The organism is Bifidobacterium sp. ESL0764 (assembly GCF_029395515.1).
Taxonomy (GTDB): domain Bacteria; phylum Actinomycetota; class Actinomycetes; order Actinomycetales; family Bifidobacteriaceae; genus Bifidobacterium.
In genome coordinates, this window is sequence record NZ_CP113919.1 from 1548770 (window position 1) to 1574745 (window position 25976).

Annotated in this window: 20 protein-coding genes; 4 read left to right on the top strand and 16 right to left on the bottom strand. The window is 56.9% G+C overall.

Going from position 1 to position 25976, the window contains the following annotated elements:
* Positions 1-81: 81 nt before the first annotated feature.
* Together OZX71_RS05890 and OZX71_RS05895 are read right to left on the bottom strand one after the other, a co-directional pair.
* Positions 82-2205 (bottom strand): beta-galactosidase, encoded by a 2124-nt coding sequence (locus OZX71_RS05890; protein ID WP_277159676.1) that lies wholly within the window; start codon positions 2203-2205, stop codon positions 82-84.
* 108 nt (positions 2206-2313) lie between these two features.
* Positions 2314-3384: a LacI family DNA-binding transcriptional regulator gene (locus OZX71_RS05895; RefSeq protein WP_277159677.1), complete on the bottom strand. Its 1071-nt coding sequence runs from the start codon at positions 3382-3384 to the stop codon at positions 2314-2316.
* A gap of 145 nt (positions 3385-3529) precedes the next feature.
* On the opposite strand from OZX71_RS05895, the gene OZX71_RS05900 reads away from it, so the two are divergent.
* Together OZX71_RS05900 and OZX71_RS05905 are read left to right on the top strand one after the other, a co-directional pair.
* Positions 3530-4861 (top strand): sugar ABC transporter substrate-binding protein, encoded by a 1332-nt coding sequence (locus OZX71_RS05900; protein ID WP_277146483.1) that lies wholly within the window; start codon positions 3530-3532, stop codon positions 4859-4861.
* Positions 4862-5097: 236 nt separating this feature from the next.
* Positions 5098-6084: a LacI family DNA-binding transcriptional regulator gene (locus OZX71_RS05905; protein WP_277160671.1), complete on the top strand. Its 987-nt coding sequence runs from the start codon at positions 5098-5100 to the stop codon at positions 6082-6084.
* Between the two features lie 79 nt (positions 6085-6163).
* Here OZX71_RS05905 and OZX71_RS05910 read toward each other — a convergent pair whose 3' ends face one another.
* The 11 genes from OZX71_RS05910 to OZX71_RS05960 form a co-directional block, all read right to left on the bottom strand.
* Positions 6164-6901: a pseudouridine synthase gene (locus tag OZX71_RS05910; RefSeq protein ID WP_277159678.1), complete on the bottom strand. Its 738-nt coding sequence runs from the start codon at positions 6899-6901 to the stop codon at positions 6164-6166.
* Between the two features lie 7 nt (positions 6902-6908).
* Positions 6909-8798 (bottom strand): glutamine--fructose-6-phosphate transaminase (isomerizing), encoded by a 1890-nt coding sequence (gene glmS, locus OZX71_RS05915; RefSeq protein WP_277159679.1) that lies wholly within the window; start codon positions 8796-8798, stop codon positions 6909-6911.
* A gap of 469 nt (positions 8799-9267) precedes the next feature.
* The gene (locus OZX71_RS05920; protein WP_277159680.1) at positions 9268-10128 is read right to left on the bottom strand and encodes an amino acid ABC transporter ATP-binding protein; all 861 of its coding nucleotides are present in this window, start codon (positions 10126-10128) and stop codon (positions 9268-9270) included.
* 23 nt (positions 10129-10151) lie between these two features.
* On the bottom strand, positions 10152-11141 hold the full coding sequence (locus tag OZX71_RS05925; RefSeq protein ID WP_277159681.1) for an amino acid ABC transporter permease: 990 nt from the start codon (positions 11139-11141) through the stop codon (positions 10152-10154).
* Between the two features lie 368 nt (positions 11142-11509).
* Positions 11510-12439 (bottom strand): ABC transporter substrate-binding protein, encoded by a 930-nt coding sequence (locus OZX71_RS05930; RefSeq protein WP_277159682.1) that lies wholly within the window; start codon positions 12437-12439, stop codon positions 11510-11512.
* 354 nt (positions 12440-12793) lie between these two features.
* Positions 12794-13273, bottom strand: a complete 480-nt coding sequence (smpB, locus tag OZX71_RS05935) for an SsrA-binding protein SmpB (RefSeq protein ID WP_277146478.1) — start codon at positions 13271-13273, stop codon at positions 12794-12796.
* 140 nt (positions 13274-13413) lie between these two features.
* A complete protein-coding gene (locus tag OZX71_RS05940) occupies positions 13414-14739 on the bottom strand; it encodes a CHAP domain-containing protein (protein WP_277159683.1) in 1326 nt (441 codons plus the stop codon).
* A gap of 101 nt (positions 14740-14840) precedes the next feature.
* Entirely contained in the window at positions 14841-15764 is a 924-nt protein-coding gene (gene ftsX / locus OZX71_RS05945) for a permease-like cell division protein FtsX (RefSeq protein ID WP_277146476.1), read from the bottom strand.
* Positions 15761-17020 (bottom strand): cell division ATP-binding protein FtsE, encoded by a 1260-nt coding sequence (gene ftsE / locus OZX71_RS05950; protein WP_277159684.1) that lies wholly within the window; start codon positions 17018-17020, stop codon positions 15761-15763. Before ftsE ends, ftsX begins: the two co-directional genes overlap by 4 nt.
* Before the next feature lie 94 nt (positions 17021-17114).
* The gene (prfB, locus tag OZX71_RS05955; RefSeq protein WP_277159685.1) at positions 17115-18278 is read right to left on the bottom strand and encodes a peptide chain release factor 2; all 1164 of its coding nucleotides are present in this window, start codon (positions 18276-18278) and stop codon (positions 17115-17117) included.
* A gap of 207 nt (positions 18279-18485) precedes the next feature.
* Positions 18486-18617: a hypothetical protein gene (locus OZX71_RS05960; RefSeq protein ID WP_277146473.1), complete on the bottom strand. Its 132-nt coding sequence runs from the start codon at positions 18615-18617 to the stop codon at positions 18486-18488.
* A gap of 136 nt (positions 18618-18753) precedes the next feature.
* On the opposite strand from OZX71_RS05960, the gene dapD reads away from it, so the two are divergent.
* A complete protein-coding gene (gene dapD, locus OZX71_RS05965) occupies positions 18754-19758 on the top strand; it encodes a 2,3,4,5-tetrahydropyridine-2,6-dicarboxylate N-succinyltransferase (RefSeq protein ID WP_277159686.1) in 1005 nt (334 codons plus the stop codon).
* An 88-nt stretch (positions 19759-19846) separates the two neighbouring features.
* Here dapD and OZX71_RS05970 read toward each other — a convergent pair whose 3' ends face one another.
* From OZX71_RS05970 to OZX71_RS05980, 3 genes are all read right to left on the bottom strand, one after another.
* Complete coding sequence (locus OZX71_RS05970; RefSeq protein ID WP_277159687.1) at positions 19847-21142, bottom strand: citrate synthase; 1296 nt, start codon at positions 21140-21142, stop codon at positions 19847-19849.
* A 283-nt stretch (positions 21143-21425) separates the two neighbouring features.
* Entirely contained in the window at positions 21426-22202 is a 777-nt protein-coding gene (gene map / locus OZX71_RS05975; RefSeq protein ID WP_277159688.1) for a type I methionyl aminopeptidase, read from the bottom strand.
* Positions 22203-22419: 217 nt separating this feature from the next.
* On the bottom strand, positions 22420-23268 hold the full coding sequence (locus tag OZX71_RS05980) for a DUF308 domain-containing protein (RefSeq protein WP_277160672.1): 849 nt from the start codon (positions 23266-23268) through the stop codon (positions 22420-22422).
* Positions 23269-23761: 493 nt separating this feature from the next.
* Here OZX71_RS05980 and OZX71_RS05985 point away from each other — a divergent pair, with 493 nt between their 5' ends.
* The gene (locus OZX71_RS05985; protein ID WP_277159689.1) at positions 23762-25840 is read left to right on the top strand and encodes a M13-type metalloendopeptidase; all 2079 of its coding nucleotides are present in this window, start codon (positions 23762-23764) and stop codon (positions 25838-25840) included.
* The last annotated feature ends 136 nt before the right edge of the window (positions 25841-25976 follow it).

Sequence of the window (25976 nt, forward strand, 5' to 3'; positions counted from 1 at the left end):
TTCACTTTCCATGATAGCTTTTATTGCTTTTTAATGTCCTTCAACTGTTCCCGAAAGGGCATCATCTTCTAAAATTCGAGTTCAGATAGCCACCTCCTTGAAAACAGCGACATCCCAAGGCCTCAGCGTGATGCCGCGCAAAGAGTCGACGACAACCCGCTGTCCGTCCAACGCAGTACAAGGAACGGCAAGCTGCTCATGAACTTGCATATCACTGAAGTTGAAAAGCCAGTGAAGTCGCTCCCCCTTGGCATTGACCGCAGAATTATGGGTTACGAAATCATGCTCGGGCAGCCATGGAGAAGCCGGCAAGGCAAAATCAAGGATGGAAGCGGCAAGGTCCGCATTAGGCACCGTCCCCACCATGGTGACCCTACCCGCTCCCGCAGCCGCAGTAGTAACCACAGGCACATCCAGTGCAGCGGATTGTCTGACTCGAGCCAGAACCGTCGATCCCGCACTGCACAGATAATCCAGCCACTTGGTGGCACACGAACCCTGCCGTATCGGAGCCCCGTTCTCGGCTTTCACCTTAAGATCGTGAGGCAATGCTGAAAATTCCTGATAACTCGTCTTGGCCAGATCGCCGAGCATGGCCGGCATCGTCTCCTCCCTTGCACGCGCCAAATCGTCGGCATACGTTGAACGAGGGCCAAGGATGAGGTGACCGCCGGCCAAAACATATTGGCGAAGCCATTGCAACAAAGCGTCGTCGGACACATATTGGGCTACAGCAATAAGAACGGGATAGCGTTTTGCGAATGCGTCGGGGCCAGTGGCAAAATCTTGAGGCGTCGACAATTCCCCCGTGAGCTGTTTGTCAAAGACGATACGTGCCTGATGGCCCGTCAGGAATACTCCCTTATAAAAGGCCTCACTGATTTCGTCGTACACCTTTGGATTTCGCGTACGATGAGCAGCCTGGGAATAATCGTTGGCAATGGGTGGTTCATATGACAGCGCCCACCTGGAATTCACGGAATAAAGCATGGCCACATCGGCGTCAGGAACCAGCCCCTCGAGATCGGCGGATGCCGCCCTGAGCTCATGCCCCAACGCCGCGGTCTCTTTATATACCCTTCCCGGTTTGCCGTCATGGGGAAGGATGGCCCCCCAATACATTTCGGTACCGAAGTGGGTCTGCCGCCAATGCCAGTACTCAATCATCCGGGAACCTCTGGCTACCATCTGCCAAGCGCCCAAACGCTGCTGGCCGGGAAACGACGGGAATTTATCGGCCGAGCCGCCGATGGCCCCGCCATCAGTCTCCATCACGTAAAAAGGCTCCTGTTTCATCGCATACGTACGATCCGAAAGCAAAGCAGTCTGCCACGCACCGGCAGGCACCCAATCAATATCAATCGGTTCCGGATCCTTGAGACTCATGGAATTCTGCATCTGATAGTAAATATCACTTCCGGCTACATCAAGCCTTTGCGCCGAAAGGCCTTCGTCGAAGGTATCACGCCCCAAAGCAGCATTGACGGTGATGACTTGATCGGGACGACGATAGCGTTCGACGATTGCACGCTGCCTGCCCAGCATCTCATCGGTAAGCAGAGCCTGATACCGGCGCCATTCAATGTCATATTGCGGTTGACAATTGCCGGCGGGCTTCCACAAATCGTCCCAGGTGCTCAACTCATGCGACCAGAACACCAATCCCCACTGCTCATTGAGATTTTCCACGCTCCGATACTTATGACGCAGATAATCTTTGAATCCCTCAAAACTCGAAACCGAGTAATCGATGCGCAATCCCGGCTCGTTATGCAGCTGCCAACCAATGACTGCCGGATGCGAAGCATAACGCCGAACTATCTGTTCAATGATACGGTGCTCATAAAAGACATACGAGGACTGAGAATAGTTATGTTCTTCCCTCCAGCCATAGGGCATCGGCGAGCCGTCCGGATTCCGCAAAGCGATTTCGGGATGCTTACGGGCCATCCACTGCGGGATGGCAAAAGTGGGCATACCGATAATGGCCGATATCCCGTTCTCGTACGCTTTGTCAAGAGTCGGTTCAAGCCAATCGAGATCAAAAACACCGTCTTCCGGCTCCCAATGCGACCAGCTGCCCTCCCCAACGCGGATAATGTTGACATCCGCCCCACGCATAAGCCTTATGTCTTCATCCAAATGCGAGGAACGCTGATACTCCGGATAATACGCCGCACCGAACAGGATTTTTTTACTCGACATTGTCCCTCTCCCTTGATGGTGAACGTTCACTTTTTTAACGTTTAAAAACCTGTCTAAAAATTTAAACCAAGTATATCACATTTTTTTGAGCACGTTCACTTCACGTAATTATCGATGTCCAAGCGACGTCGAGGATTCGCGGATACAGAGCTTGGGAGCGATGCCGCGACGAACGGGGTCCATGTCGGGATCCTTGATTTTCTTGATAGCGACGTCCAGCGACAAGGCAGCCATCTCGTCAAACCCTTGCTGAATTGAAGTGAGACTGGGTGTGACGAATGAATCCACAGGAAGATCGTCATAGCCGCAGACCTTAACATCATCAGGCACGCGAATCCCCCGATCTCGAAAAGCACGAATCACACCGTAAGCCATTTCATCGTTGGCTGCGATAACGCCATCGGGAAGATTACGCGCAATTGAGATACCGGCCTGGTACCCGGATTGAGCACTCCAATCTCCTTGATACAGGTGGCCTGCCACAGCCTGGCCATCATGGCGGAATGTCGACCATCCCTCAAAACGCTTGACCGTCGAATACCATCCTTCAGGGCCATTGACAAAATCTATGCTCCTGCAGCCTTGATCGACAAGATGCGACATCAGCAAAGAAACCCCCTGACGCTGATCCATGTCAACGTACGACACATCCGGAAGATTGGTGAAAGAACCACCCGCACTGATAATGGGCAAATCCGAGATCGTACGCACCATCGGTTCCTGCCAGCTTTGTTCAGCCACGACGATAATGGCGGCAACGTCGAAACTGAGCAACTTGTTGATTGCCCTTACGCTGGATTCCTTCATGCTGTTTTCCTGCATCGCGACTTTGATGGAATAATTGTTGATCGAAGCGGCCCTTTCAAGCGACCACAGGACTTGGATCGGACCTGTCTTACTGGAAGAAGGAACCAGAATGCCTATGGTGTCGGGTTTCGAGCTACGAAGCATTCTTGCGTTCTCATTACGCTGGTAGCCGGTGATACGAATCGCATCACGAACAGATTGCAAAGTCGTTTCGCGTACGGAGGAAGGATTATTGAGGACTCTCGAGACTGTTTGGTGAGAGACACCGGCGATTTTGGCAACATCGACTATGGACGCCGGACGCTTGCCTTTTCTAAGAGCCATGATTTCCCCTAACAGCCGTGAGTCATACATTGAATCGTCTTTAACCATACTGCCTGAAGGTGACCAATTCCAAAAGTTGATTTGACATCTTCAAGATGAACGTTCATAATCAGACATGAAAGGCAGCTCCTTAAAAAGTGAACGTTCATTTTTCTGCCTTCTCAACGATGAGATTTAAAGAAAGGGGACAGCAATGAAAAGAATCACCAAACAAATGCTTTCATTCGCTGTAGCTACTGCTTGCATCGTGCCTCTGGGCGCCTGCGGGTCCAACTCCACATCATCAAACGGGGTGACGGAACTGACTTTATGGTCATGGGACCAGACCGTAGAAGCGATGACCAAGCAATTCAACACCTCTCAGAAAAAAATTCATGTCAAGTACGTCAACCCGGCTTCCGATGCGGTGAAACAATATGTGGCTCTGAACAATGCCATCCAGGCAGGTAAAGGCGCACCCGACATCACACTTGCGGAATACATGGTGCTTCCACAATATTCGCACATGAACGCTTTCGTCGACCTCAAGGGCAAAGGTGCCGACAAATACAAAGACCTGTTCACGCCAGGCACTTGGAATTCAGTCAATTTCAATAATCAAATCTACGGTATGCCGATAGATTCCGGCCCTATGGCATTGTTCTACAATAAAGAGGTCTTCGACAAGGCCGGCATTCCGGAGCCACCGAAAACCTGGGACGAATTCTATCAGGACGCGAAAAAGATACGTGCCACAGGATCCTATATCACCGCCGATTCAGGCGACGGAGCTTTTTACAACAGCATGGTCTGGCAAGCCGGCGGCCATCCCTATAAAGTCAATGGAGACAAAGTGTCAATCGACTTGACTGATGACACCGGTTCACAGCGCTTCATCAAGCTCTGGCAGAAACTCATCGACGAAGATCTCATCGATACGAACAGCACCATGTGGACCGACGAATGGAACCGCGCTCTTGGCGATGGTTCAATCGCCTCATTGCCGAATGGCGCATGGATGGCTTTGAAGTTCGCCCAGGGAGCACCTCAGGCTTCTGGCAAATGGCGCGTTGCCACAATGCCAAAGTGGGGATATTCCGGAGAGTCCAACTCCGAATGGGGTGGATCTTCACTGGCACTGCTGAAGACCTGCCCCAAGGAAAAACAAGATGCAGCATGGCAATTCATCAAGTATGCCGCAACCGACAGCAAAGCCATCCAAACCCGTGTCGACGGCGGTTCATTCCCAGCCACCAAGAAGATTCTGCAAAGCGAAAAGTTCCTGTCGGCGACCAACCTGAATGGTTCTGACGGCAAGCCAATGCAGTATTTCGGCGGCCAGGAATATAATCGCGTCTTCGAACAAGCAGCCAAAGATGTCACTTCAAAGTGGACCTTCCTGCCTTTCGAAATCTATTCCCGCAAAACTTTCGGCGACTCTGTGGGTGATGCCTATCGTAAGAAGATTCCACTGACGAAGGGCATCGCCGCGTGGCAGGATGTTCTTGTCAAATATGCCAAGGAACAAGGATTTACCGTCAAGTAGATTCCCGTTTTGACGTCTAACATATTGTTTTCGATCGGTATTTCCTAACGACACCAATACGATAAGGCCCGTGTCAGAAGAAACAAGGTTTTGCCTTCTTCCGACACGGGCCTTTAGCGACGTTTACAAGCCATACGACGGCAGGAAGAAAAAATTTATACAATATGGCATAGAATGGTAACGTAAACATAGATACACGAAGAGGTAAATCCATGTCAACCAACCGGGTAGTGTCAATGCAGGATGTCGCCCAAGAGGCAGGAGTCTCTCCACAGACGGTCTCACGGGTGGCCAATCACAGCAGTGCGGTGAAGCCCGCTACACGCATACGCGTCGAAGAAGCCATGCAAAAACTCGGTTATCGACCGAATTACGCGGCACGCGCGTTAAAACACGGACATTTCAACAATATCGGCGTTGTCCTCTTCAATATGACCTCGTACGGCAATGCCCGCATTCTCAACGGCATCACCAACGCTGCCCTGGACAATGATTATGCCGTGACTCTCCACCAAATCAGGTACGACAGCATCCACACCCTTCAGGCAGCGATCAATCGTATGAAACAACTGCCGGTTGACGGAGTGATCGTCATCCTTGAAAAGAATCTTCCGGATGTCAATTCGTATGTGCCATTGCCTGATCTGCCTGTCGTCCTCATCAGCGAGGAGCCTTCAGACCATTGCCCCACCGTTGACGCAGACCAATACGGATGCTCGATCGCCATCGTCGACTATCTGCTCAGTCATGGCCATTCCACCGTCTATCACATCGCCGGCCCGACTTCCTCGCGAGCGGCACAGAGCCGCGAACGGGGTTGGAGGGATGCCCTTGAACAAGTCGGAGCCCCGATACCGCAGACCTTTATCGGCGATTGGAACGCAGACAGCGGTTATCAGGCAGGATTGGCCTTGGCAAACAATCCGCAATGCACAGCCATTTATGCGGCGAACGACCAGATGGCCTATGGCGTCATCCAAGCCTACGAACGTAAGGGCAAGAAAGTGCCAGGGGACGTCAGCATCGTTGGCGTCGACGATTCATTGGTCGGCCTTGTACCCCGTCTCAATCTGACGACGATGAGAATGCCGTTCGATCAGATCGGACGCACCGCTTTCGACATGGTCAAATGGCAATGCAACGGCCAACACGTGCCCGCGGGTGTGAAAACCGTCATTCCCACTCAACTCATCGAACGCAAATCCGTACGTTCGATCGGCTAGGAGCTTCCCTCTGCCGATTTCGAATAGACATCGACTGACGTACGTATTACATTCTGCGTTTGGTTTGGGCTCGCTCGGATCAGCCAAGCGGAACCTGCGAGACGAACGTGCGCGGATCGTGGCTGACCGGATCGATGAAACTCATCGAACGAGCCACCAGTTGCAGCGGATTGGAAAAATCAGTGTAATCCGGTTGTGTGATTTCCGGGTACAGATCGTCGCCTTTGATCGGCAAGCCGAGCGAATTCATATGGACACGCAATTGGTGGGTCTTGCCGGTTTTCGGACGAAGGATATAACGACGGTAGCCAGGAGCCGCGATATTGCCATCGGTCTCCCCCAACTCGATGACGGTTTCGGCGTTCACGGCACCGGGAATCTCATAGGCCTGGAGCCGGCCACGATGTTTGACGATATGCGAACGTCGTTTCAGAGGGAAGACTGAAGGCGAATCCAAGCGTTCGACCGTCCCGGTTTGCGGCCGGACGATCGACTTTGCGGGAGCGAGGCATTCGTAGGTTTTCTTGACCTGATGGTTCTGGAAGAGCATCTGGTAGGCGCCTCGCAGCTCAGGGTTGCGCACGAAAAGCACCACTCCGGCGGTCAGGCGGTCAAGCCGATGCGCCGGCGTGATCTGAGGCTCACCAAGCCGCTCGCGCAACCGAACGAGCGCGGTCTGCCGGTACCACATTCCCCGCGGCGTGGTCGCCAGAAAATGCGGCTTGTCGACCACGATGATGTTGGTATCCTCATAAAGAACCGTCAGCTCGAACGGCACTTCCGGTTCATCGAGCACGAAACGATGCTTGGACTGCAAAATCCCTCTACTCGACGGTGACGGACTTGGCGAGATTGCGCGGCTTGTCGACGTCGTAACCCTTGAGTGTGGCCACGTCAAGAGCGAACAGCTGGAGCGGAATCACATCAACCAACGGGCTCAAAAGGGTCGCGCATTCGGGACGCCAGAACACGATATCCGCGTATTTCTCCGCATCGGGATCCCCTACCTCGGCCACAGCGATGGTGAAGGCACCACGCGCTTTGACCTCTTCGATTGAGGAAATGACCTTCTGGTGCAGCACATTGCGCCCACGCGAAGACGGGACGATGACGACGACCGGCTCGCCCGGCTCCACCAGCGCGATTGGGCCGTGCTTGAGCTCTCCCGCGGCGAAGCCCTCGGTAAAGGTATAGGCGATTTCCTTGAGTTTGAGCGCACCTTCCAGGGCCACCGGATACCCCACGTGACGGCCGAGGAAGAGGAACGATTTGGCATTCAAAAGCTTTTTCGCGGCATCGGAAACGGAGGCGGCCTCGTTGTCGAGCACCCATTGGATCTTTGCGGGCATGGCTTTGAGCTGGTCCAGGATCTGATGGATTTCGTCGCGGTATAGCGTGTTCTTGACCTGTGCGAAATACAGCCCCAGCAGATAGGCGGCCACGATCTGGGCAACGAACGCCTTGGTCGAGGCCACCGCGATTTCCGGACCGGCGTGGGTATAGAGCACCGCATCGGATTCGCGGGGAATCGTGGAACCCTGCGTATTGCAGATCGCCAAGACCTTCGAACCCTGCTCGCGGGCGTGGCGCAGAGCCATCAGCGTGTCCATGGTCTCGCCGGACTGCGAGATGGCGACCACCAACGTGCGCGGGGTGAGAATCGGGTCGCGATAGCGGAATTCGTGCGCCAGCTCGACCTCGACGGGGATGCGCACCCAGTGCTCGATGGCGTATTTGGCCACCATTCCGGCATAGCTGGCGGTACCGCAAGCCACGACGATGATCTTGTCGATCTGTTTGAAGGCTTCCGGATCGATATGCAGCTCATCAAGTTTGATTTCTCCGTTTTCATTGAAACGGCCAATCAATGTATTACGCACCGCTGCGGGTTCCTCGTGGATCTCCTTGTCCATGAAGGAATCCCAGCCGCCCTTTTCGGACGCGCTGGCATCCCAGTCTACAGTGAAACGCTTGGAATCGGTGACCGGATTGCCGTCGAAATCGGTGACGGTGACGGTATCGCCGGAAATGCAGACCGCCTGATCCTGGTCAAGCTCCATGGCCTCTTTGGTATAGGCGACGAATGCGGCCACATCGGAGCCCAGGAAGTTCTCGTCCTCACCAAGACCCACGACCAACGGGGAGTCGTGGCGGGCACCGACGACGATATCGGGCTGGCGTACGTCGACGGCCAGAATGGTGAACGCTCCGGAAAGCATGCGGGCCATGCGTCGCAACGCCTCGAACAGGTCGGGCTTGCCGGTCTCCTCGATGATGGTGTTGGCGATTTTGCCCAGCAGTTTCGCAGCCACTTCGGTGTCGGTGGCGGAAAGGAAGGTGTAGCCTTCGGTCTGCAGGTCCATTCTCAGTTTTTCGGCGTTTTCGATGATGCCATTGTGGATGATGGCGATCTTGCCGTCCTGGCTCAAGTGCGGGTGGGCGTTGACATCGCTCGGCTCGCCGTTGGTGGCCCAACGGGTGTGGCCGATGCCTACGGTCGCGTCCGGCATGGGGCTACGCTCAAGGTCGCCGGCCAGATTGCTCAGACGACCGGACTTCTTGCGTACGGCGACGGTATTCATCCCCGGGGCCGCCAAAGCGACGCCCGCGGAGTCATAGCCACGGTATTCGAGGCGCTGAAGCCCCTGCATGCACACTTCCAACGGTTTTCCGCAAGCTGTTTTGTTTCCAGCAAATCCAACGATTCCACACATAGCAACCCAGTCTACGTGACAACCCCGAAACGCAACACCACCCCCGCGAAAGTTTCACCATCCCTCACCCTTGCAGCTCGGCTTCTGCATTTATTTAATTTGCCATGAGTATCAACTGACGTGCTTGGGGGCTGGAATATACAATGTTCGGAACGCTCCGGGCTGAGCCGTCAAGCAGGAAGTCCAGTGGACTTCCTGTAGGCTCAGTGAGCGCGATCTATCGAGCGCGAAGGCAAAATCTCCGATTTTGCACAGGCCGTGTCTTACGCCCGAACATCGCATATCCCAGACCCCAAGACTCAACAATTAAAAAAACTATGAAATATAAGTTCGGTTGAGTGGTGGGGTGGGGATATGCGATGTCAGACCGTAAAGACTTGGCCTGAGCGGCCCGGAGCGTGTCGGACATCGTATATCCCCACCCCACCACGTCAGTAAGCTACCTACAAACACTTAGAAGGAAAACAAATCAGAGCACGTGGCTCAGGAAATCCTTGAAGCGGGGCTCCTGGGGATGGTCGATGATGTCGGGGCCGCCGTGTTCGACGACCACGCCGCCGTCCATGAAGACGACCTGGTCGGCCACTTCGCGTGCGAATCCGATCTCGTGGGTCACCACGATCATGGTCATGCCGGCGTCGGCCAGCGAGCGCATCACGCCGAGCACCTCCCCCACGAGCTCAGGGTCGAGCGCCGAGGTCGGCTCGTCGAAAAGCATGATGTCCGGGTGCATCGCCAAAGCGCGGGCGATGGCCACACGCTGCTGCTGCCCGCCGGAAAGCTGCATCGGGTAATAATCGGCACGGTCGGCCAAGCCGACGCGTTCGAGCTCGGCCATGGCCTCCTGCTTCGCCTTGGCTTTGGGCACCTTGGCGACGTGTACGGGCGCCTCCATCACGTTCTCCAAGACGGTGCGGTGCGGGAAGAGGTTGAAACGCTGGAAAACCATCCCCAATTTCTCGCGCTGCTTGGCGATCTCCTTGTCGTTCAGGGTCTGCAGTTCGTCTTTGCCGCCGTGGTTGACGTGCTTGTAGCCGATGAGCTCGCCATCGACCTCGATGCTGCCGCCGGTCAGGGTCTCAAGCTGGTTGATGAGCCTCAGGAACGTGGATTTGCCGGAGCCGGAAGGCCCGAGGATCACGGTCACCGTGCCGGGCATCACCGTCATATCGATGCCTTTGAGCACGTGCAGGCCGCCAAAGGCCTTGTGCACCTGCGTCGCCTTGACGGCAGGAACCGTGGCGCTGCCAGCCGCGGCTTTCACGGCACTGTCGGACTCCTGCTGGCTCGCCGTGGTCTGTGTCTTCGTTTTCATTTCGTTCGTCGTCATATCGTTCATCTCCGTGAAGTACCTCAAGCGTTCAATCCAAGGAAGGTCGTCGCGCCTTCATGGCCTTCGGCCACTTTGGCTGCCGGTTTTTCGCCTTTGGTATCGCCGCCGTCGGTGACGTTGCCATTGGAACGTTCGTTGAACCCCTTGCCGAAGTACCGTTCGATCCGCGCCTGCACCACCATCAGGATGGAGGTGATGACCAGGTACCAGAAGCAGGCCACCATCAACAGCGGAATCGGCTTGTAGATGCGGTGGGCGATGGCGTCGGAAGCGAACTGGAGTTCGAGGCTGAACGGCACCGCGGAGACCAGCGAAGTGGTTTTGAGCATGCTGATGACCTCGTTGCCGGTGGGCGGCACGATGATGCGCATGGCCTGCGGCAGAATCACACGGCGCATGATCATGGTGCGCGGCATGCCGAGCGCTTCCGCGGCCTCGCTCTGACCGGGATCCACGGCTTCGAGCCCGGCACGCACGATTTCGGCCAGATACGCGGATTCGTTCAAAGCCAATCCCAACATCGCCGCGAGGAATCCGGGGGCGATGAGGTTGTTGAGCTGTTCGGTTTTCATCTGCCAGAAATTGATTTTGGTGAAGGGGATGCCGAGCGAAAGCGTCGGAATCAGGACCGCGAACAAGCCCCAGAACACCAGCTGTGTGTAGATAGGAGTGCCGCGGAAGAACCAGATCCAGAACCAGCTGACCCCGCGCAGCACCGGGTTGACGGACTTGCGCATCACCGCGAGCAGCACGGCCAGCACGATGGCGATGAGCATCGAGGTGACGGTGAGGATGAGCGTCCAGCCGATGCCGTTCAAGACGTGCTCGTTGAACAGGTATTTCCAGACGGTCGGCCATTCGAAGTTGCGGTTGGTGATCATGCCGTGCACCAGCAGCACCGCGAGGAGCGCGACGATGATGCCCGCAATCAGCGAACCGGGACGATGCACCGGCCTTGCGTGGATCCGATTGGGGATGTCAAGCCCATCCGATTCATGGTTACGCGTCATAACACACCTTCCTTTAACACCTGGCACATTCAATGGCACCCGGCGCCTATCTTATTGAGATTCGACCATATACACAACCTACTTGTATATTATACGAAGCTATGCATAATTGCCATTTTATCTCATATACAGAATCCAAAGGGCGAAACCCATCCACTTATGTTGCAGGGCGAGGCGAATCGACCGCCAAACACCGACCGGTCGCAGCCGGTCTGTCCCGATATAAGCACTTGCAAGCTACACGGCCGGCAGCAATAACCACCAGCCGATACAATCCACCCATCGTCGATCTACCGAAAAGACAAGGTCCGATCGACACCCATACAAACGGGATCGATCGGACCGCTTCAGCTTAAAACCAATGCCGATCAGGCCGCGAAATCGTTGATCTTGGATTCCTTGATGGCACCACTCTCATTGCCCCAGGACTTGAGGATCTTCATATAGGTGCCATCGTCCATAAGCTTCTGAATGGCGGCCTGCACTGCCTTTGCGGTCTGGGTATCGCCCGCTTTGAGCACCACGGCCTCGGGAGTCGTGTCGAAGGTCTTGCCCATCAGCTCGAGTTTTTCACCGTTCTGCTTGACCGCATAGCCTGAGACCGGCGAATCGGCGCAGAAGGCGTCGGCCTTGCCGGTGGCGACGTTGGTGGCCACGATCGTCTGGTCCTTCATCGACTGGACGTCGATGGCCTTCTTGCCGGAGGCGGTGCACTGGGCATTGAGTTTCTTGACCGTGGTCTCCTGGACGGTGCCGGTCAGCACCGCTACGCTGCTGCCGCACAGGTTGTCGGTCGTCAGCTTCTTCGGGTTGCCCTTCTGAACGACGAAGGAGGAGCCCACGTTGAGGAACGAGACGAATTCGCCGGCACCCTTACGATCCGGAGTGACGGTAAAACCTGAGATGCCGGCATCGTATTTCGAGCCGATGCCCGGCAGGATGGAATCGAACTCGGCGGTGGTCGCCTCGAACTTCAAACCGAAAATGGCCGAAATCGACTTGGCCAGATCCATCTCGTAACCGATCGGCGTCTTGCCGTCCTTGTCGAGGAATTCGGCGGGAGCATAATCCGGTGAGACACCGATGGTGAACTTGCCGTCCTTCTTGATCGAATCCGGCAGCATGGCGGCGATCTTGTCGTCCTTCTTCACCGAGCTGGTGTTGGAGGCGCTGCTCTTCGGAGTCGCGCTCTGGTCGCTTTCGTCGGTCGTACCGCAAGCGGCCACACTGGCCAGCATCGCCGTGGCGCAAACGCCTGCCAGAATGCCCTTGACCGTCTTGGAAATGTGGAACGTCATCTTGAATCCTCTCTTCGGGGCGGACCCGTGCGTTCCGCCTTGTGCTTATAAATGTATAATATACTAACCCTTGCATTTATGCAAATAAGCCGTCTCAATAAATGGACATAAGACGATTCTGTTCAATGTTCACGGTGACGGGAGTCGGCAACATAAGACGTTTCCAGCACTCCCCACAGTTTTGTGCTGGAAACAACGCAAATATGAGATCAAAATAAGTCGTTACCAGCATAAATGTGTGGGAACTGCAGGAAACGACGCATACAAAGCCCGTGCATCAGCGACTAGAGGGCAGCCGGGAGACACCAAAACCATCTCGGCTACGCGAGTCCAGACAACCAAGACAGGAGGGTATTAGCGCACCAACTTGTTCTTGTAGCGCATCGCACGCAGCGCTTCACGCTTGTCCTCGGCCTCACGCAGCGCCTGACGCTTGTCGTATTCCTTCTTGCCGCGAGCCAAGGCGATTTCGGCCTTGACCCGTCCGTCTTTGAAGTAGAGGCTCAGCGGCACGATCGTATAGCCTTTGGCCTCGGTCTGGCGGCTGAGCTTGGCGATCTGCGAGGCATGCAGGAGCAACTTGCGCTTGCGCTTGGGGGCATGGTTGTTCCACGTACCGTTGAGATATTCGGGAATGTTCGCGCCTTCCAGCCACATCTCGCCATTGCGGTCGATGGAGACGAACGATTCGGCAAGGGACGCGCGGCCTTCACGCAGTGACTTGACTTCGGTGCCGGTGAGCACCAGCCCCGCCTCGTAATGGTCCTCGATGGTATAGTTGTGCCGCGCCTTGCGGTTCTGCGCGATGAGTTTCGTACCTTGTTCCTTCGCCATGCCTCTCCCCTTTGTCTGTTGCCACTGCCATTCGCTCGTTTCGATATGCCGACCATAGCACAAACGCGCCACCCGGCAAGGGCGACGCGTTCACGGTTCCGGGCTATCGGCGACGTCGGCTCGACGCCGGCCTGCGGCCGTCAGTAAATGTATTCGTAAGCACTTGAAGCGCCGATGGTCTCGTAGGCCGGGAACGTGGCAAATCCGGTCCCGCCTTCTGAGATCATCATCATGCCGCCGTTGATCGACTCGACCACCGCGACATGACCGTACGTGGGGTCGGAGATCCAGTGTCCGCCGACGCTCTGTCCGCGGGCGAAGACGACGACCGCACCGACGGCCGGGGTGCGGCCGACCGACCAGCCCAAGGCACGCGCGGAATTGGCCCAGTCTCCGCCATTGCCCATGGTTCCGGTGACCGGCTTGCCCAGCTGGTTGCGGCGCATCCACGCCCACAACGTGCACTGACGGGGCGGGTAAGGCGCGTACCCACCGGTATTGGTAGAAATGGGAACGTTGGTGCTTCCCGACGCGGGAGGCGTGTAGCTGCCGCCGCCCGACGAGCCACCGTTCCACGTCTGCCCGCTGGAATGCGCATTGTAGTTGTTGTTATAGGCAGCCGCCTGGGCTTGGGATTGCGCATCGATCTGAGCCTTCAATGAGACCATCTGCGCTGCCGCCCTTGCGGAATCCGTGGTGAGCTGGCTCTGCTGGCTCTGCAAGTAATTGCGCTGGTTCATACCCTGCTGAAGCAGAGCCTGCAGACTGCTCTGCTTGGCCTGTGCGGTCTGTGCAGCCTGCTGGGCGGCAGCTGCATCGCTGTCGGCTTGGACCTTAAGTTTGGAAATCTGGTCCTCAATCGCTTCGAGACGCTGCTTGCGGTTCATGGAGGAATTCAACGTGTTGGCATCTTCATCCGCGGCATTGGCCTCGCTGCGCTTGACAGCCGCCTGGGACTGCATCTTGTCCACGAAATCCTGTGTAGTGGACGACTTGGTGACCACATCCATGACCTGCGTGGCCTGGGTGGCGTGGAAACTGTCTCGTGCCACTTCAGCTACGCCCGCCTTCGCATCATCGTAATCGATGCCTGTCTGCTTGATCTTGGCTTCGAGGTTGTCCTTGTCTTTGATGGCGGCGTTGAGACGATCCGTGGTGGACTGCGCTGCGGTCTGGGCCTGCGTGGCGTTGCCCTGCGCGGCATCCGCAGCCTGCTGAGCCGCAGGAATCTGGTTGTCCGTCAAGTCGTTGAGCTCAATGATCTTGTTCGCCAAGTCCGAGTTGACACCGGCGAGCTGGCTACGCAGATTGCTGGTTTCCTGTTGCTTCTGCTGATATTCCCCCCATGTGGCGGCCTCGGCTTGTTTCGGATCGACGGTGAACACCGCAGCGGCGCAAGTCAGAAGCGTGGCGACGGCAAGCACCATCCCCGCAAACGCACGTAAACGTCGAGTGACTTTCAGCACGACAACACCTTCCTTAAGTAATGCAATATTAGCATTGTAACAAACACCTGCCATCAAAACAAGAAGCAAGCCTGCTACAGCATGATAATAGGTTCTGAATTCTAGACCTGGAGATATCGCCGTAGGGATACCGTCGAGACGATCGCGGAAAGCAGCATCGCGCCGACAACCAGCGCCGGGGCCATCAGCCACACCGTGGTCTGGTTGACGAACGGCATCCACTGCACCGTCTTCGCGAGCCAATCGGTGATGAACAATTTGACGATGGCGCTCAACGCTGCACACGAGAGCAACGAACCCAGAAGCGAGGCCAAAACCCCCTCGAGCACGAACGGCAATCGAATCGTCCAATTCGAGGCTCCGACCAGACGCATGATCTCGGTTTCGTTTTTTCTGCTGGCCGCACTCATACGTATGGTGATTGCCGTAAGCAAAACGGCCACAACGACCATCACCGCCGCCAGAACCAAGGTGACCACCGTGCCTTTGTTGAGCACTGCGAAAACCGGATCGAAGATCTGACGTTGGTCGAGCACCTCCTCAACGCCTTGGCTGCCCGAAAGCGTCTCCGAGACCTCCTGGTATTTGGTGGGGTCTTTGAGCTTAAGCCTCAATGAATCCTGCATGTCCGCAGCCGTCAGGGTACGCCCCTGATAGATGCCGTTGGGATACTGCTTGAGGAAGGTGTTCTTGTAAAAATCCTCGCGACTTTCATATGAAATCTTCGAGACCACATTGCCGAGTTCGCTATGGATCTTGTTCTGCAGCGCGATGATTTCCTTCTGGGTCGGGGCTTTGCCCGCCGAGCAATTGGCTGCCTGGCTGGTGCCGTCGGGGCAGAGCCAGACCACAACCTCCACCTCTTTGTACCAGTCTCCTTTGGCGCGGGTGATCTGCGCCTGCATCAGGCCGGAGGCACCGATGAAGAGGAAGGAAATGAACGTGACCAGAAGCACGGAAAGAATCATCGAGACGTTCTGCCGCAGACTCGTCCATGTTTCAGAAAGGATAAACCGTGCTCTCATTTCCGCTCCCCCGCGTTCTTTGCATTGTTACGGCCTTGTGCGTCCTGAACCTGTTTGGTTTGCCCGCTGCCTTTGGCCATCGGCTCGCGTTTCGAATTGGCTTGTGACGGCGGAACCGGGGGTGCCGGCAAAGACGGCGCCTTGGCCTTCGTCTTGGCGGTTTTTGCAGTCTTCTCCGATTTTCCGGCCTGCCGGGTTTGTCCGGAATCCGATACCGGCTTGCGTGCGTTGGTCATTTCCTCGGGCGTGAGTCCTTTGCCCCATGTCATCGTGGTTTCGGCCGACTGGAATGCCTCGCCGTACCGTCCCGTTCTGCCGGAATGCATGGCATTGGCAAGGCGGGCGATGCCTTCGTTTTCGCCGGTGCCGTTCGCTACGGCGTCGGCGACGGCGTCCATGGCCTGGGTAGCGACGATGGACCGGTCGCTGACTGGCGCATCGGCGGACTTGCCCGACGCAGAGACGCTGCCAATCGCCTTGACGGTCTGCGGGCGCTTGAATTTATTGGCGGCGGGGTCGATGACCTGTTTCGCCTTCGACTCGACCTCGGCATCCGGGAAGTATCGGGCCGAATCATAGCTACCCTTGGCTTCGTCGCGCACGATTTTTCCGGCGTGCAGCTCCACGACGCGCTTGCGCATGGAATTGACAATCTCCTCGTTGTGGGTGGCCATCACGATGGTGGTGCCGGTGCGGTTGATGGCATCGAGCACCTCCATGATGCCCAGCGAGGTGGTCGGGTCGAGGTTGCCGGTCGGCTCGTCGGCCAGAAGGATCTGCGGATGGTTGACGTAGGCCCGGGCGATGGCCACGCGCTGGGCCTCGCCGCCGGAGAGCTCGTGGGGGTAGTTCTTCTCCTTGCCGGTGAGTCCTACGGTCTCAAGGACTTTGGGCACCAGGGACTTGATGGTCGAACGGCGGGTGCCGATCACTTCGAGCGCAAAGGCGACGTTCTGCCAGACCGTTTTGTTGTTCAGCAGCTTGTAATCCTGAAAAATGAATCCGATCGAACGACGATATTGAGGAATCTGACGGGCGGTCAATCGGCGCAGGTCGTTACCGGCCACGCGGATTTCGCCGTCCGTGGCCTCTTCCTCGCGCAGCAGCAGGCTCAGCAACGTCGTTTTGCCGGAACCGGAAGCGCCCACCAAAAAGACGAAATCTCCACGTTCGATGTCGAGGTTGATATGGTCGAGTGCGGGCCTGGTGCCCTTGGGATAGATCTTGGAGACCTTGTCCAATGTGATCAACGCCATGATGCCGTTTCCTTACTGTTTGCCGCTCAAGTTATAAGTCTAGGAACATCAGTATCGCAGATTGTCCCGATTGCGCCGAAATGGTTGAAAGTCTTTACTTTTTATTGTTCTCTTTGCTGTCGGCCTCGCTCTGCTCCGCCTCAAGCGCGGCCTGACGGCGCTGCTCATGGCGCCAACGGATGCCGGCGTCGATGAACCCGTTGATGTCACCGTCGAAGACGGCCTGCGTCTGGCTGGTCTCATAACCGGTGCGCAAATCCTTGACCATCTGATAAGGATGCAATACATACGAGCGCATCTGGTCGCCCCAGCTGGCCTTGATGTCGCCAGCCAGTTCCTTTTTCTTCTTGGCTTCAGCCTCATGGCGAAGTACCAGCAGTCGGGACTGCAGCACGGCCATGGCGGCGGCGCGGTTCTGGATCTGGCTGCGCTCGTCCTGCATCGTCACGACGATACCGGTGGGCAAATGGGTGATGCGCACCGCGGAATAGGTGGTGTTGACGCCCTGGCCGCCGGGGCCCGAAGAGCAGTAGGTGTCCACGCGGATATCGGAATCGGGGATGTCGATATGATCGGTTTCCTCAACCAGCGGCACCACCTCAACGGCGGCAAAGCTGGTCTGGCGGCGGCCCTGGTTGTCGAACGGGGAAATACGAACCAGACGGTGCGTGCCGCCTTCGACGGAAAGCCTGCCGTAGGCGTAAGGCGCGTCTACCTCGAACGTGGCCGATTTGATGCCGGCCTCCTCGGCGTATGAGGTGTCCATGACCTTGGCCTTGTAGCCGTTGCGCTCGGCCCAACGCAGGTACATACGCAACAGCATCTGTGCGAAATCGGCCGCGTCCACGCCGCCGGCTCCGCTTCGGATGGTCACCACGGCGCTGCGCTCGTCGTATTCGCCGTCGAGCAGGGTCTGGATCTCCATCTCGTCGAGGTCCTTCTGCAGCTCGTCGACGCCTTTCTGCGCCTCCTTCATCGAATCGGGATCGTCTTCCTCCTGCCCCAATTCGTACAACGTCTCGATGTCGTCAAGCCTGCTCGAAAGCGAATCGAGCTTCTTGATCAACCCCTGCTTGTTGGAAAGCCGACTGGTGACCTTCTGCGCGTTCTCCACGTCGTCCCAAAGATTCGGCGCCGATGCCTCTTTCTCGAGTTCGGCGATCTCGGACTTCAGACGCTCGACGTCCAGCGCCTTTTCAATCGTCTCGTATTTGCTACGCGCCTCGCCCAACGACTGGGAAAAATCAAATTCTGCCATTGCACTCCACCTTAACTTCACTCACTGAAAATTTTCTGACCGTCGTTCTCACCGCAAGGTCGTCGCCGGAAACCCGATACCGATTCCCGCGGTTGTTTCGACCCGTCTGATTGCCAGTATGTCTTTCATTGCCTTCGACACATTGCCAGACGAAAAACCAATCACCTTGACCGACGCGACCTTGCCGTTACCACATAGATAAGGCCGTCAAAGACCCGCATAGATCGCAGGAATCACCAGAGCGAGCAGCATGGCCGCAGCCACGACGATGCAGATCGCCCGCACGATGTTGCGGCGACGGCTCTCGCGGCGTTCGCGTTCTTTCCTGTAATCACTCACAATCCTTCATTGTATCGGTCCTGCGGGATTTAGTGTCTTGAAACCTTGACTTCTGAACCACAAAAAGACAAACAAGACAGCGTGCGCTAGATTAGAGACATATTTATTTACGACGATGCGACGAAAAGGAGCAAGTATGAGCGACGAACGGACGGCTTGGGGCTGGGGGCTGGCTTCGATCGATGAGGCTGGCAACACACTGGATGTGTGGTATCCGAAACTGGAAATGGGCGCGGCGCCGATCGAGGCCGACCGTCCCCGCCACGGTTTCGGCGCGCTTGTAAGTACCACCGCCGACGCACGCGGGGTACGCCGCGAACCGGTGTTCACCATCTCATCGCTCGACTCCCCCATCGTCGATGCGGCCGACGCCTATCTGCGTCTGCACCTGCTGAGCATGTGCATGGCCGAGCCGAACACCATCAACCTCGACGGCATCTTCGCGGTACTCGCCAACGTCGTGTGGACCAACTACGGGCCATTCTCCGCCGAAAACTTCGCGCTGCGCAAGTTGGATGTGATGAACACGATCGCAAAGTCCGGCAGCGTGGCAGGCGGCATACCCGCGCCTCATGTCGATGTTAACGTGCTCGGCGTCGACAAGTTCCCGCGCATGGTCGACTACGTGGTGCCCTCCGGCGTGCGCATCGGCGACGCGGACCGCGTACGTCTCGGTGCACATCTGGCCGCCGGCACCACCGTGATGCACGCCGGCTTCGTCAACTTCAACGCCGGCACGCTCGGCACCTGCATGATCGAGGGAAGGGTCTCGCAGGGCGTCGTGGTCGGCAACGGTTCGGACGTCGGCGGCGGCTCGTCGATTATGGGCACGCTTTCCGGCGGCGGCAAGCTCCGCAACTCCATCGGCGAGCACAGCCTCTTGGGAGCGAACGCCGGCATCGGCATTTCGCTCGGCGACAACTGCGTGGTGGAGGCGGGCCTCTACGTCACCGCCGGCACGAAAATCACCATCCACGACAAGGCGAAGATCGCCGCGGGGCAACCGCTCGAGGTCGTCAAAGGCTCGGAACTTTCCGGCAAAGACAACATCCTCTTCATTCGCAATTCGGTGAGTGGAGCCATTGAGGCCCGCTACCGCAAGGTCGGCATCGCGCTGAACGAGAAGCTGCACAAGAACTGAATCCCCAACACAAAGGTCGACCGGTAGCATTGTGACAGTGGCGGAATATCAACACTGTCCAGCGTCTACCGGCCGACCTTTGTGCTACCTAGCGCTGGTCCATCGGCACATAGTCCCGTTCGACCTGTCCGGTATAGACCTGACGCGGCCGGCCGATCTTGGTCTGCGGATCGGCCAGCATCTCGCGGTATTGCGCAATCCAGCCGGGAATGCGTCCAAGTGCGAAAAGCGGGGTGAACATCGGGGTGTCGAAGCCGATGACACGATAGAGCAGGCCGGTGTAGAAATCGACATTGGGATAGAGGTGGCGCGAGACGAAATAATCGTCGTGTGTGGCGATATCCTCAAGTTCTGTGGCGATATCGAACAGCGCGCGCTCGTCTGCTGGAAGACGCCTGTCGACGTCGCCTCGCGCCATCAGCTGCTCCAAATAGTGTTTGGCGACCACGGCACGCGGATCATGGCATTTGTAGACGCGATGGCCGAAGCCTGAAATGCGGGCGCCGTTGTCTTTCGCATGTTCGACGAATTGGCCGACGGACTCGCCGGAGTCACGGATCACCTCAAGCTGTTTCAAGACCGCCTCGTTGGCGCCGCCGTGCAGCGGACCTGAAAGCGCATTGACTCCAGCCGCCACCGCCGAGTAGAGATTGGCATGGGCGCTGCCCGCGATACGCACCACCGAGGTCGAGCAGTTCTGCTCGTGGTCGGCGTGGATGATGAGCAGACGGCCCAGCGCGTGGATGGACAGATCGTCCGATTCATAGGGTTCGTAGGGCACGGCGAAACACATGCGCAGGAAATCGTCGACATAGCCGCGCGCCACGTCCGGGTAGAGCATCGGCTCGTCGCGACGGCGGCGGTAGATATAGCTGACGATGGTGCGGGCCTTGGCCATGATGATGCGCGCCGATTCGTCCAGCTGCTCGGGGTCGCTGATATCGGTGGTATCGGGATAGAACGCCGCGAGCGCGTTGATGGCCGAGGCAAGCACGCTCATCGGCTGGGCCGAGTGCGGGAACGAGGCCATGAAACTACGGAAATCCTCGCCCACCATCGTGCGGTGGTTCAGGTCCAGGCAGAATTGATCGTATTGCGCTTTTGTCGGCAACTCGCCGTGTTGCAGAAGCCAGGCCACTTCAAGGAAATCGGACTGTTCGCACAGCTGCTCGATCGGGTAGCCGCGATAACGCAAAATGGACTTCTGCCCATCGATAAAGGTGATTTTCGACTCGCATTGGGCTGTCGTCAGAAAGCCGGGGTCGAGAGTGACGAACCCGTCGTTCTTAAGGCTGGAGACCACGATGCCGTCCGCCCCTTCCGTGGCTTTGACCACGGGCAAATCGAACTTGCTCGCATCGACATTGAGTTTTGCCTCTACCATGGCTTCCACCTTCCTCTGCGGCCCGGTTGAGGTTGTCAGCGGCACTGAGGCATGAATCAGACAAATCCGAAAGCACCACCGCAACCCATCAGGGATTGAACACACCTTATTTCATGAATGTAAACTGCAGCGGCCGATGTCCACGTTCCGTACATTTCCGACGATTCGCAGCTATGAATCCGGTCCAGCGTAACGACAAAAAGCGGCACCCGCATTCGAATTGCGGATGCCGCCTCAACGGTGGTATCGAATCAGGTCGATGACACCTGAGTCCTACGAGCGATTACTCGCGGACGGTCAGGATCTCCGGACCGTTGTCGGTGATGGCGATGGTATGTTCGCTGTGTGCCCCGTTGGAACCGTCGGAACTGCGCAGGGTCCATCCGTCCTTGGCGTCCTGATAGATCTCGTCGGTGGTCTTCATGAACCACGGCTCGATGGCGATCGTCAGGCCCGGGCGAAGCTTGTAGCCGTGGCCGGCCTTGCCGTCGTTCGGGACGAACGGGTCGCCGTGCATCACGTGGCCGATGCCGTGGCCGCCGAATTCCATGTTGACGGTATAGCCGTGCTCGTGCGCCACGTCGCCGACTGCTGCGGAAACATCGCCCAGACGATTGCCGGGCTGCGCCGCCGCGATACCGGCCGCGAGCGCCTCTTCCGTGCACTTGATCAGCTCGATGTCCTCCGGATCCGGGTCCTTGCCGACCACGAAGCTGACCGCGGAGTCGCCGCACCATCCATCGACGCTGATGGCCAGGTCAAGACTAACCAAGTCGCCGTCCTTGAGGTTGTAGTCATAAGGCACGCCATGCAGCACGGCGTCATTGACAGAGACACAGATGTAATGTTTGAAGGGCCCTGTGCCAAAATCAGGGGCGTAATCCACGTAGCAGGATTCTGCGCCCTTGCGGCTTTCGATGCGACGGCGCACAAGATCGTCTATCTCCAGGAGGTTGGTGCCGACCTTGGTGGTTTCCTGCAGCTCCTTCAAGATGCTGCCGACGAAACGGCCGGCCACCTTCATCGAAGCGATTTCCTTTGGCGTTTTCAATTCGATCATGCCTTCACCCTACTTCGTCAGGCCAACAATATTGGGGCTTTCTTTCGATTCGCAGCTTGGATTTTCCCTCAGCCGGCAATATCGTTGAATGCCACATATGAAAACGTCCCGACGACCGAGCATTTGCTCGCACTATCGGGACGTAATCGAAGCAAAAACCTTGCCACCAATAAGTGTCACGAAGGTTTCGTGACACGATTATCTGCCGATGCCGGTATCAGTTCTTGCCGAAACGGAAGGCACGGATGATGGCCAGAATGCCCATGACGACCATGGCCACACCGGCGAAAATGACCAGTATGATCACCGACGCGAACGGCGAGAAGAGCACGACGATGCCGGCAAGGATCGAAATGATGGCATAGAAGATGGCCCAGCCCGATTTCGGCAGGCGCCACGTTTCCACCAACGCCATCACGCCTTCCATGATCCAGCCGATGCCGACGGTAAGGGTGACCAGAATCGTCAGCATGGCCGTCGAAAGGACGGTGTTCTTGAGCATGACCACGCCGCCGATCACCAGGATGATGCCGACGATGATATCAAGCACACGCCAGCCTCCCGGCAGTCCGTTCTCGACAATCGCGCCGATGACACGGATGACACCGGAAACGACGAAATAGATGCCCAACGCAATGGCTACCGCCACCAACGTTTTGCCGGGCCAGATCAGCAATGCCAGGCCAAGCAAAAGGGCGACGACGCCGACGACGCCGTAGACGATGCGGATGGTCCTCTTCGCTTGGTTCGGCAGCCAATTCTCGGCGAGCTTGAAGGGGTTCAGACGCCACCATTCGTTGCTGCCGGGTTGAGCCGAGTGGGCGTTGAAACGGGTGCCACCTGCCGTTGGCCCGCCATTGTTGGGCTGCTGGCCGTTCGGCCCGTATTGGCCCTGACCGTTTTGATCGGCATAGGGGTTTGTATAGGGATTGCCGTTGACGTAAGGATTGCCATTTTGGTATTGCCGATTGTATTGGTTCGGATCTGCGGCATACGGGCCATAGCCGTTTGGGCCATAACCGTTGTACGGAGGCTGGTTCTGATTCCCGCCCCGGCCGTTATACACGTACGGGTTGGCGTTGGGGCCTGTCTGCGGAGCGCCACCTTGATTACCGGCGTACGGCCCGTAGTTCTGAGGGCCTTGCCCGGCATTTCCATCATTGCGCGAAGACTGATCGGCGTTGCCGTACTGGTTCCGGTTACCGTTCATGGTATTGGTATCTGGCACATAAGCCCCATATTCCGGCTGACCTTTCGGCTGGCCGTTTGGATTCTCCTGATTGTTGTCGTTGCTGTCATTCATATTCGAACCATTATCATTCGTATTGTCGTCTGACATGTGGATTCCCCTTCCATGGTTTCCGTCGCCATCAAAACGTATAACGGCGTTCACTTCGACCGACAAAGATTCAACAGAATAAAGCTGGAATCTATTCCTTGATAATTGAATTTAGCGTTCTTAAGGTAACCCCAAGTCCGGATGAGATTATCCCGATTACACCCGATTTTCCTTTTATTACGTATAACTTCTTGTCAGCGAACGCCGATACAGTAGAGCCATGTCTACACCTTTGATTTCAGGCCTTGATACGACCTCATTCTCCAGCACCATCAACCCGGGCGACGACCTGTTCCGTTTCGTCAACGGCCCGTGGATCGATACCTACGAGCTGCCTGACGACCGTTCGCGTTACGGCGCTTTCGACAAGCTCGCCGAAGACTCCGAAAGCCAGATTCGCGACATCCTCGAAGACGAGGACTGCCCGGCACACAAGTCCCAAAGCCTTTACCGCGCCTTCCTTGACACCGATGCCATCGAAGCGGCCGGCATCGCTCCAATCAAAGACGCGCTCAACCGTATCGACAACGCTGCCGACAAGGCTGAACTCACCAAGGTCTTGGGAGCATTAAGCACGCTCGGAGGCCCTGACCTCTTCGATTGCGGTGTCTACGGCGACCCCGGCGACCCTGAACACAACATCCTGCACATCGAGCAGGGCGGCATCGGATTGCCCGACGAAGCCTACTATCGCGAAGACCACTACGCACCGATTCGTGAACAGTACGTACACATGGTCACCAAGCTACTGATGCTCGCCGATTACGGCGAGCGCGCAACATGCGAAGCCGACGCCGAACACTTCCTTGAGATCGAAACCAAGATCGCCGCGAACCATTGGGACAACGTGGTCACCCGAGACTCTCAGAAAACCTATAACCCGACCGATTTCGCTGGTCTCGGCTCGACGCTCTCCCACTTCGACATCGCTTCGTGGCTTGAAGCCTGGCAGGCAGCCTACAATGCGTTGCCAGCCTCAAAGGCACAGCCGCTGGACCTCAAAGCCGCGTTCAGCCGCACCATCGTGCATGAGCCGAGCTTCCTTTCCGGCCTCGACAAGTTCTGGGACCGCAGCGAACTCGAGGACCTGAAGCTTTGGGCGCGTGTGACGATGATCAGCGGCTCCGCCAGCACACTGAGCAGCGACTTCGACAAGACCCAGTTCGATTTCTACGGCCGTGTGCTCTCAGGCGCCAAGCAGCAGCGTGACCGTTGGAAGCGCGGCGTTTCCCTGGTCAACGGTATCTGCGGCGAGGAGGTCGGGCGCGAATACGTCCGCCTTCATTTCCCCGAAAGTTCGAAAACGCGAATGGAACAGTTGGTCTCCAACATTATCGAGGGCTATCGCGTCTCCATTTCTACCAGCAGCTGGCTGGGCGAGGCGACCAAGACCAAGGCCCTTGAAAAGCTCTCGAAGTTCACTCCGATGATCGGATATACCAACCACTGGCGCGACTACACCGCCCTCGACATCAAGCCCGAAATGAGCCTGATGGAGGATCTCAACGCGGCGGTCGCCTATGAGACGGGCTTCCAGTTCTCGAAAATCGGTAAGGTCGTCGACCGTGAGGAATGGCTGATGAACCCGCAGACCGTCAACGCCTACTACGAACCGTCCATGAACGTCATCGTCTTCCCCGCCGCCATCCTCCAGCCCCCATTCTTCAATCCGGATGCCGACGATGCTGCAAACTATGGCGGTATCGGCGCGGTCATTGGCCACGAGATCGGACACGGTTTCGACGACCAAGGCAGCCAGTACGACGGCGACGGCAAACTCAACGACTGGTGGAGCGCAGAAGACAAGGCGAACTTCCAGAAGCTCACCACGGCACTGATCGACCAATACAACGGGTTCATCCCCTCCCAGCTTCAGGAGAAGTATGGGGATGACTTGAGCAAGGCCCCGCATGTCAACGGCGCATTGACCATCGGCGAGAACATCGGCGACCTGAGCGGTGTCAACATCAGCCTCAAGGCCTATGCCTTCGCGTTGGACAAGGCCGCGGGCCGCGCAATCGACGGTTCGCCGGAAGCGGTCGCAGCGTCGCTGGCGAGCGCCCCCGAAATCGACGGATATACCGGCCTGCAGCGTTTCTTCCTGAGCTATGCCTCGATCTGGCGCACTGCGCAACGCGAGGAGCTGACCGAGCAGTATCTGCAGATCGATCCTCACTCCCCCGCAGAATTCCGCACCAACGGCATCGTGCGCAACGTCGACCTCTACTATCAGGCCTTCGACGTCAAGCCCGAAAACAAGCTGTGGCTTGCGCCGGAATCGCGCGTATCCATCTGGTAGAAAACCTTCGTTCGATCTCTTTGGACGGTTCACCGCAAGAAGATTATGCGTGTGGAGATTGAACCGAACGGATTGTCTGAAAGCCTGTGGCCGGAACGCATTCACTACGTTTCGGCCACTTCTGCATTCGGCCCCG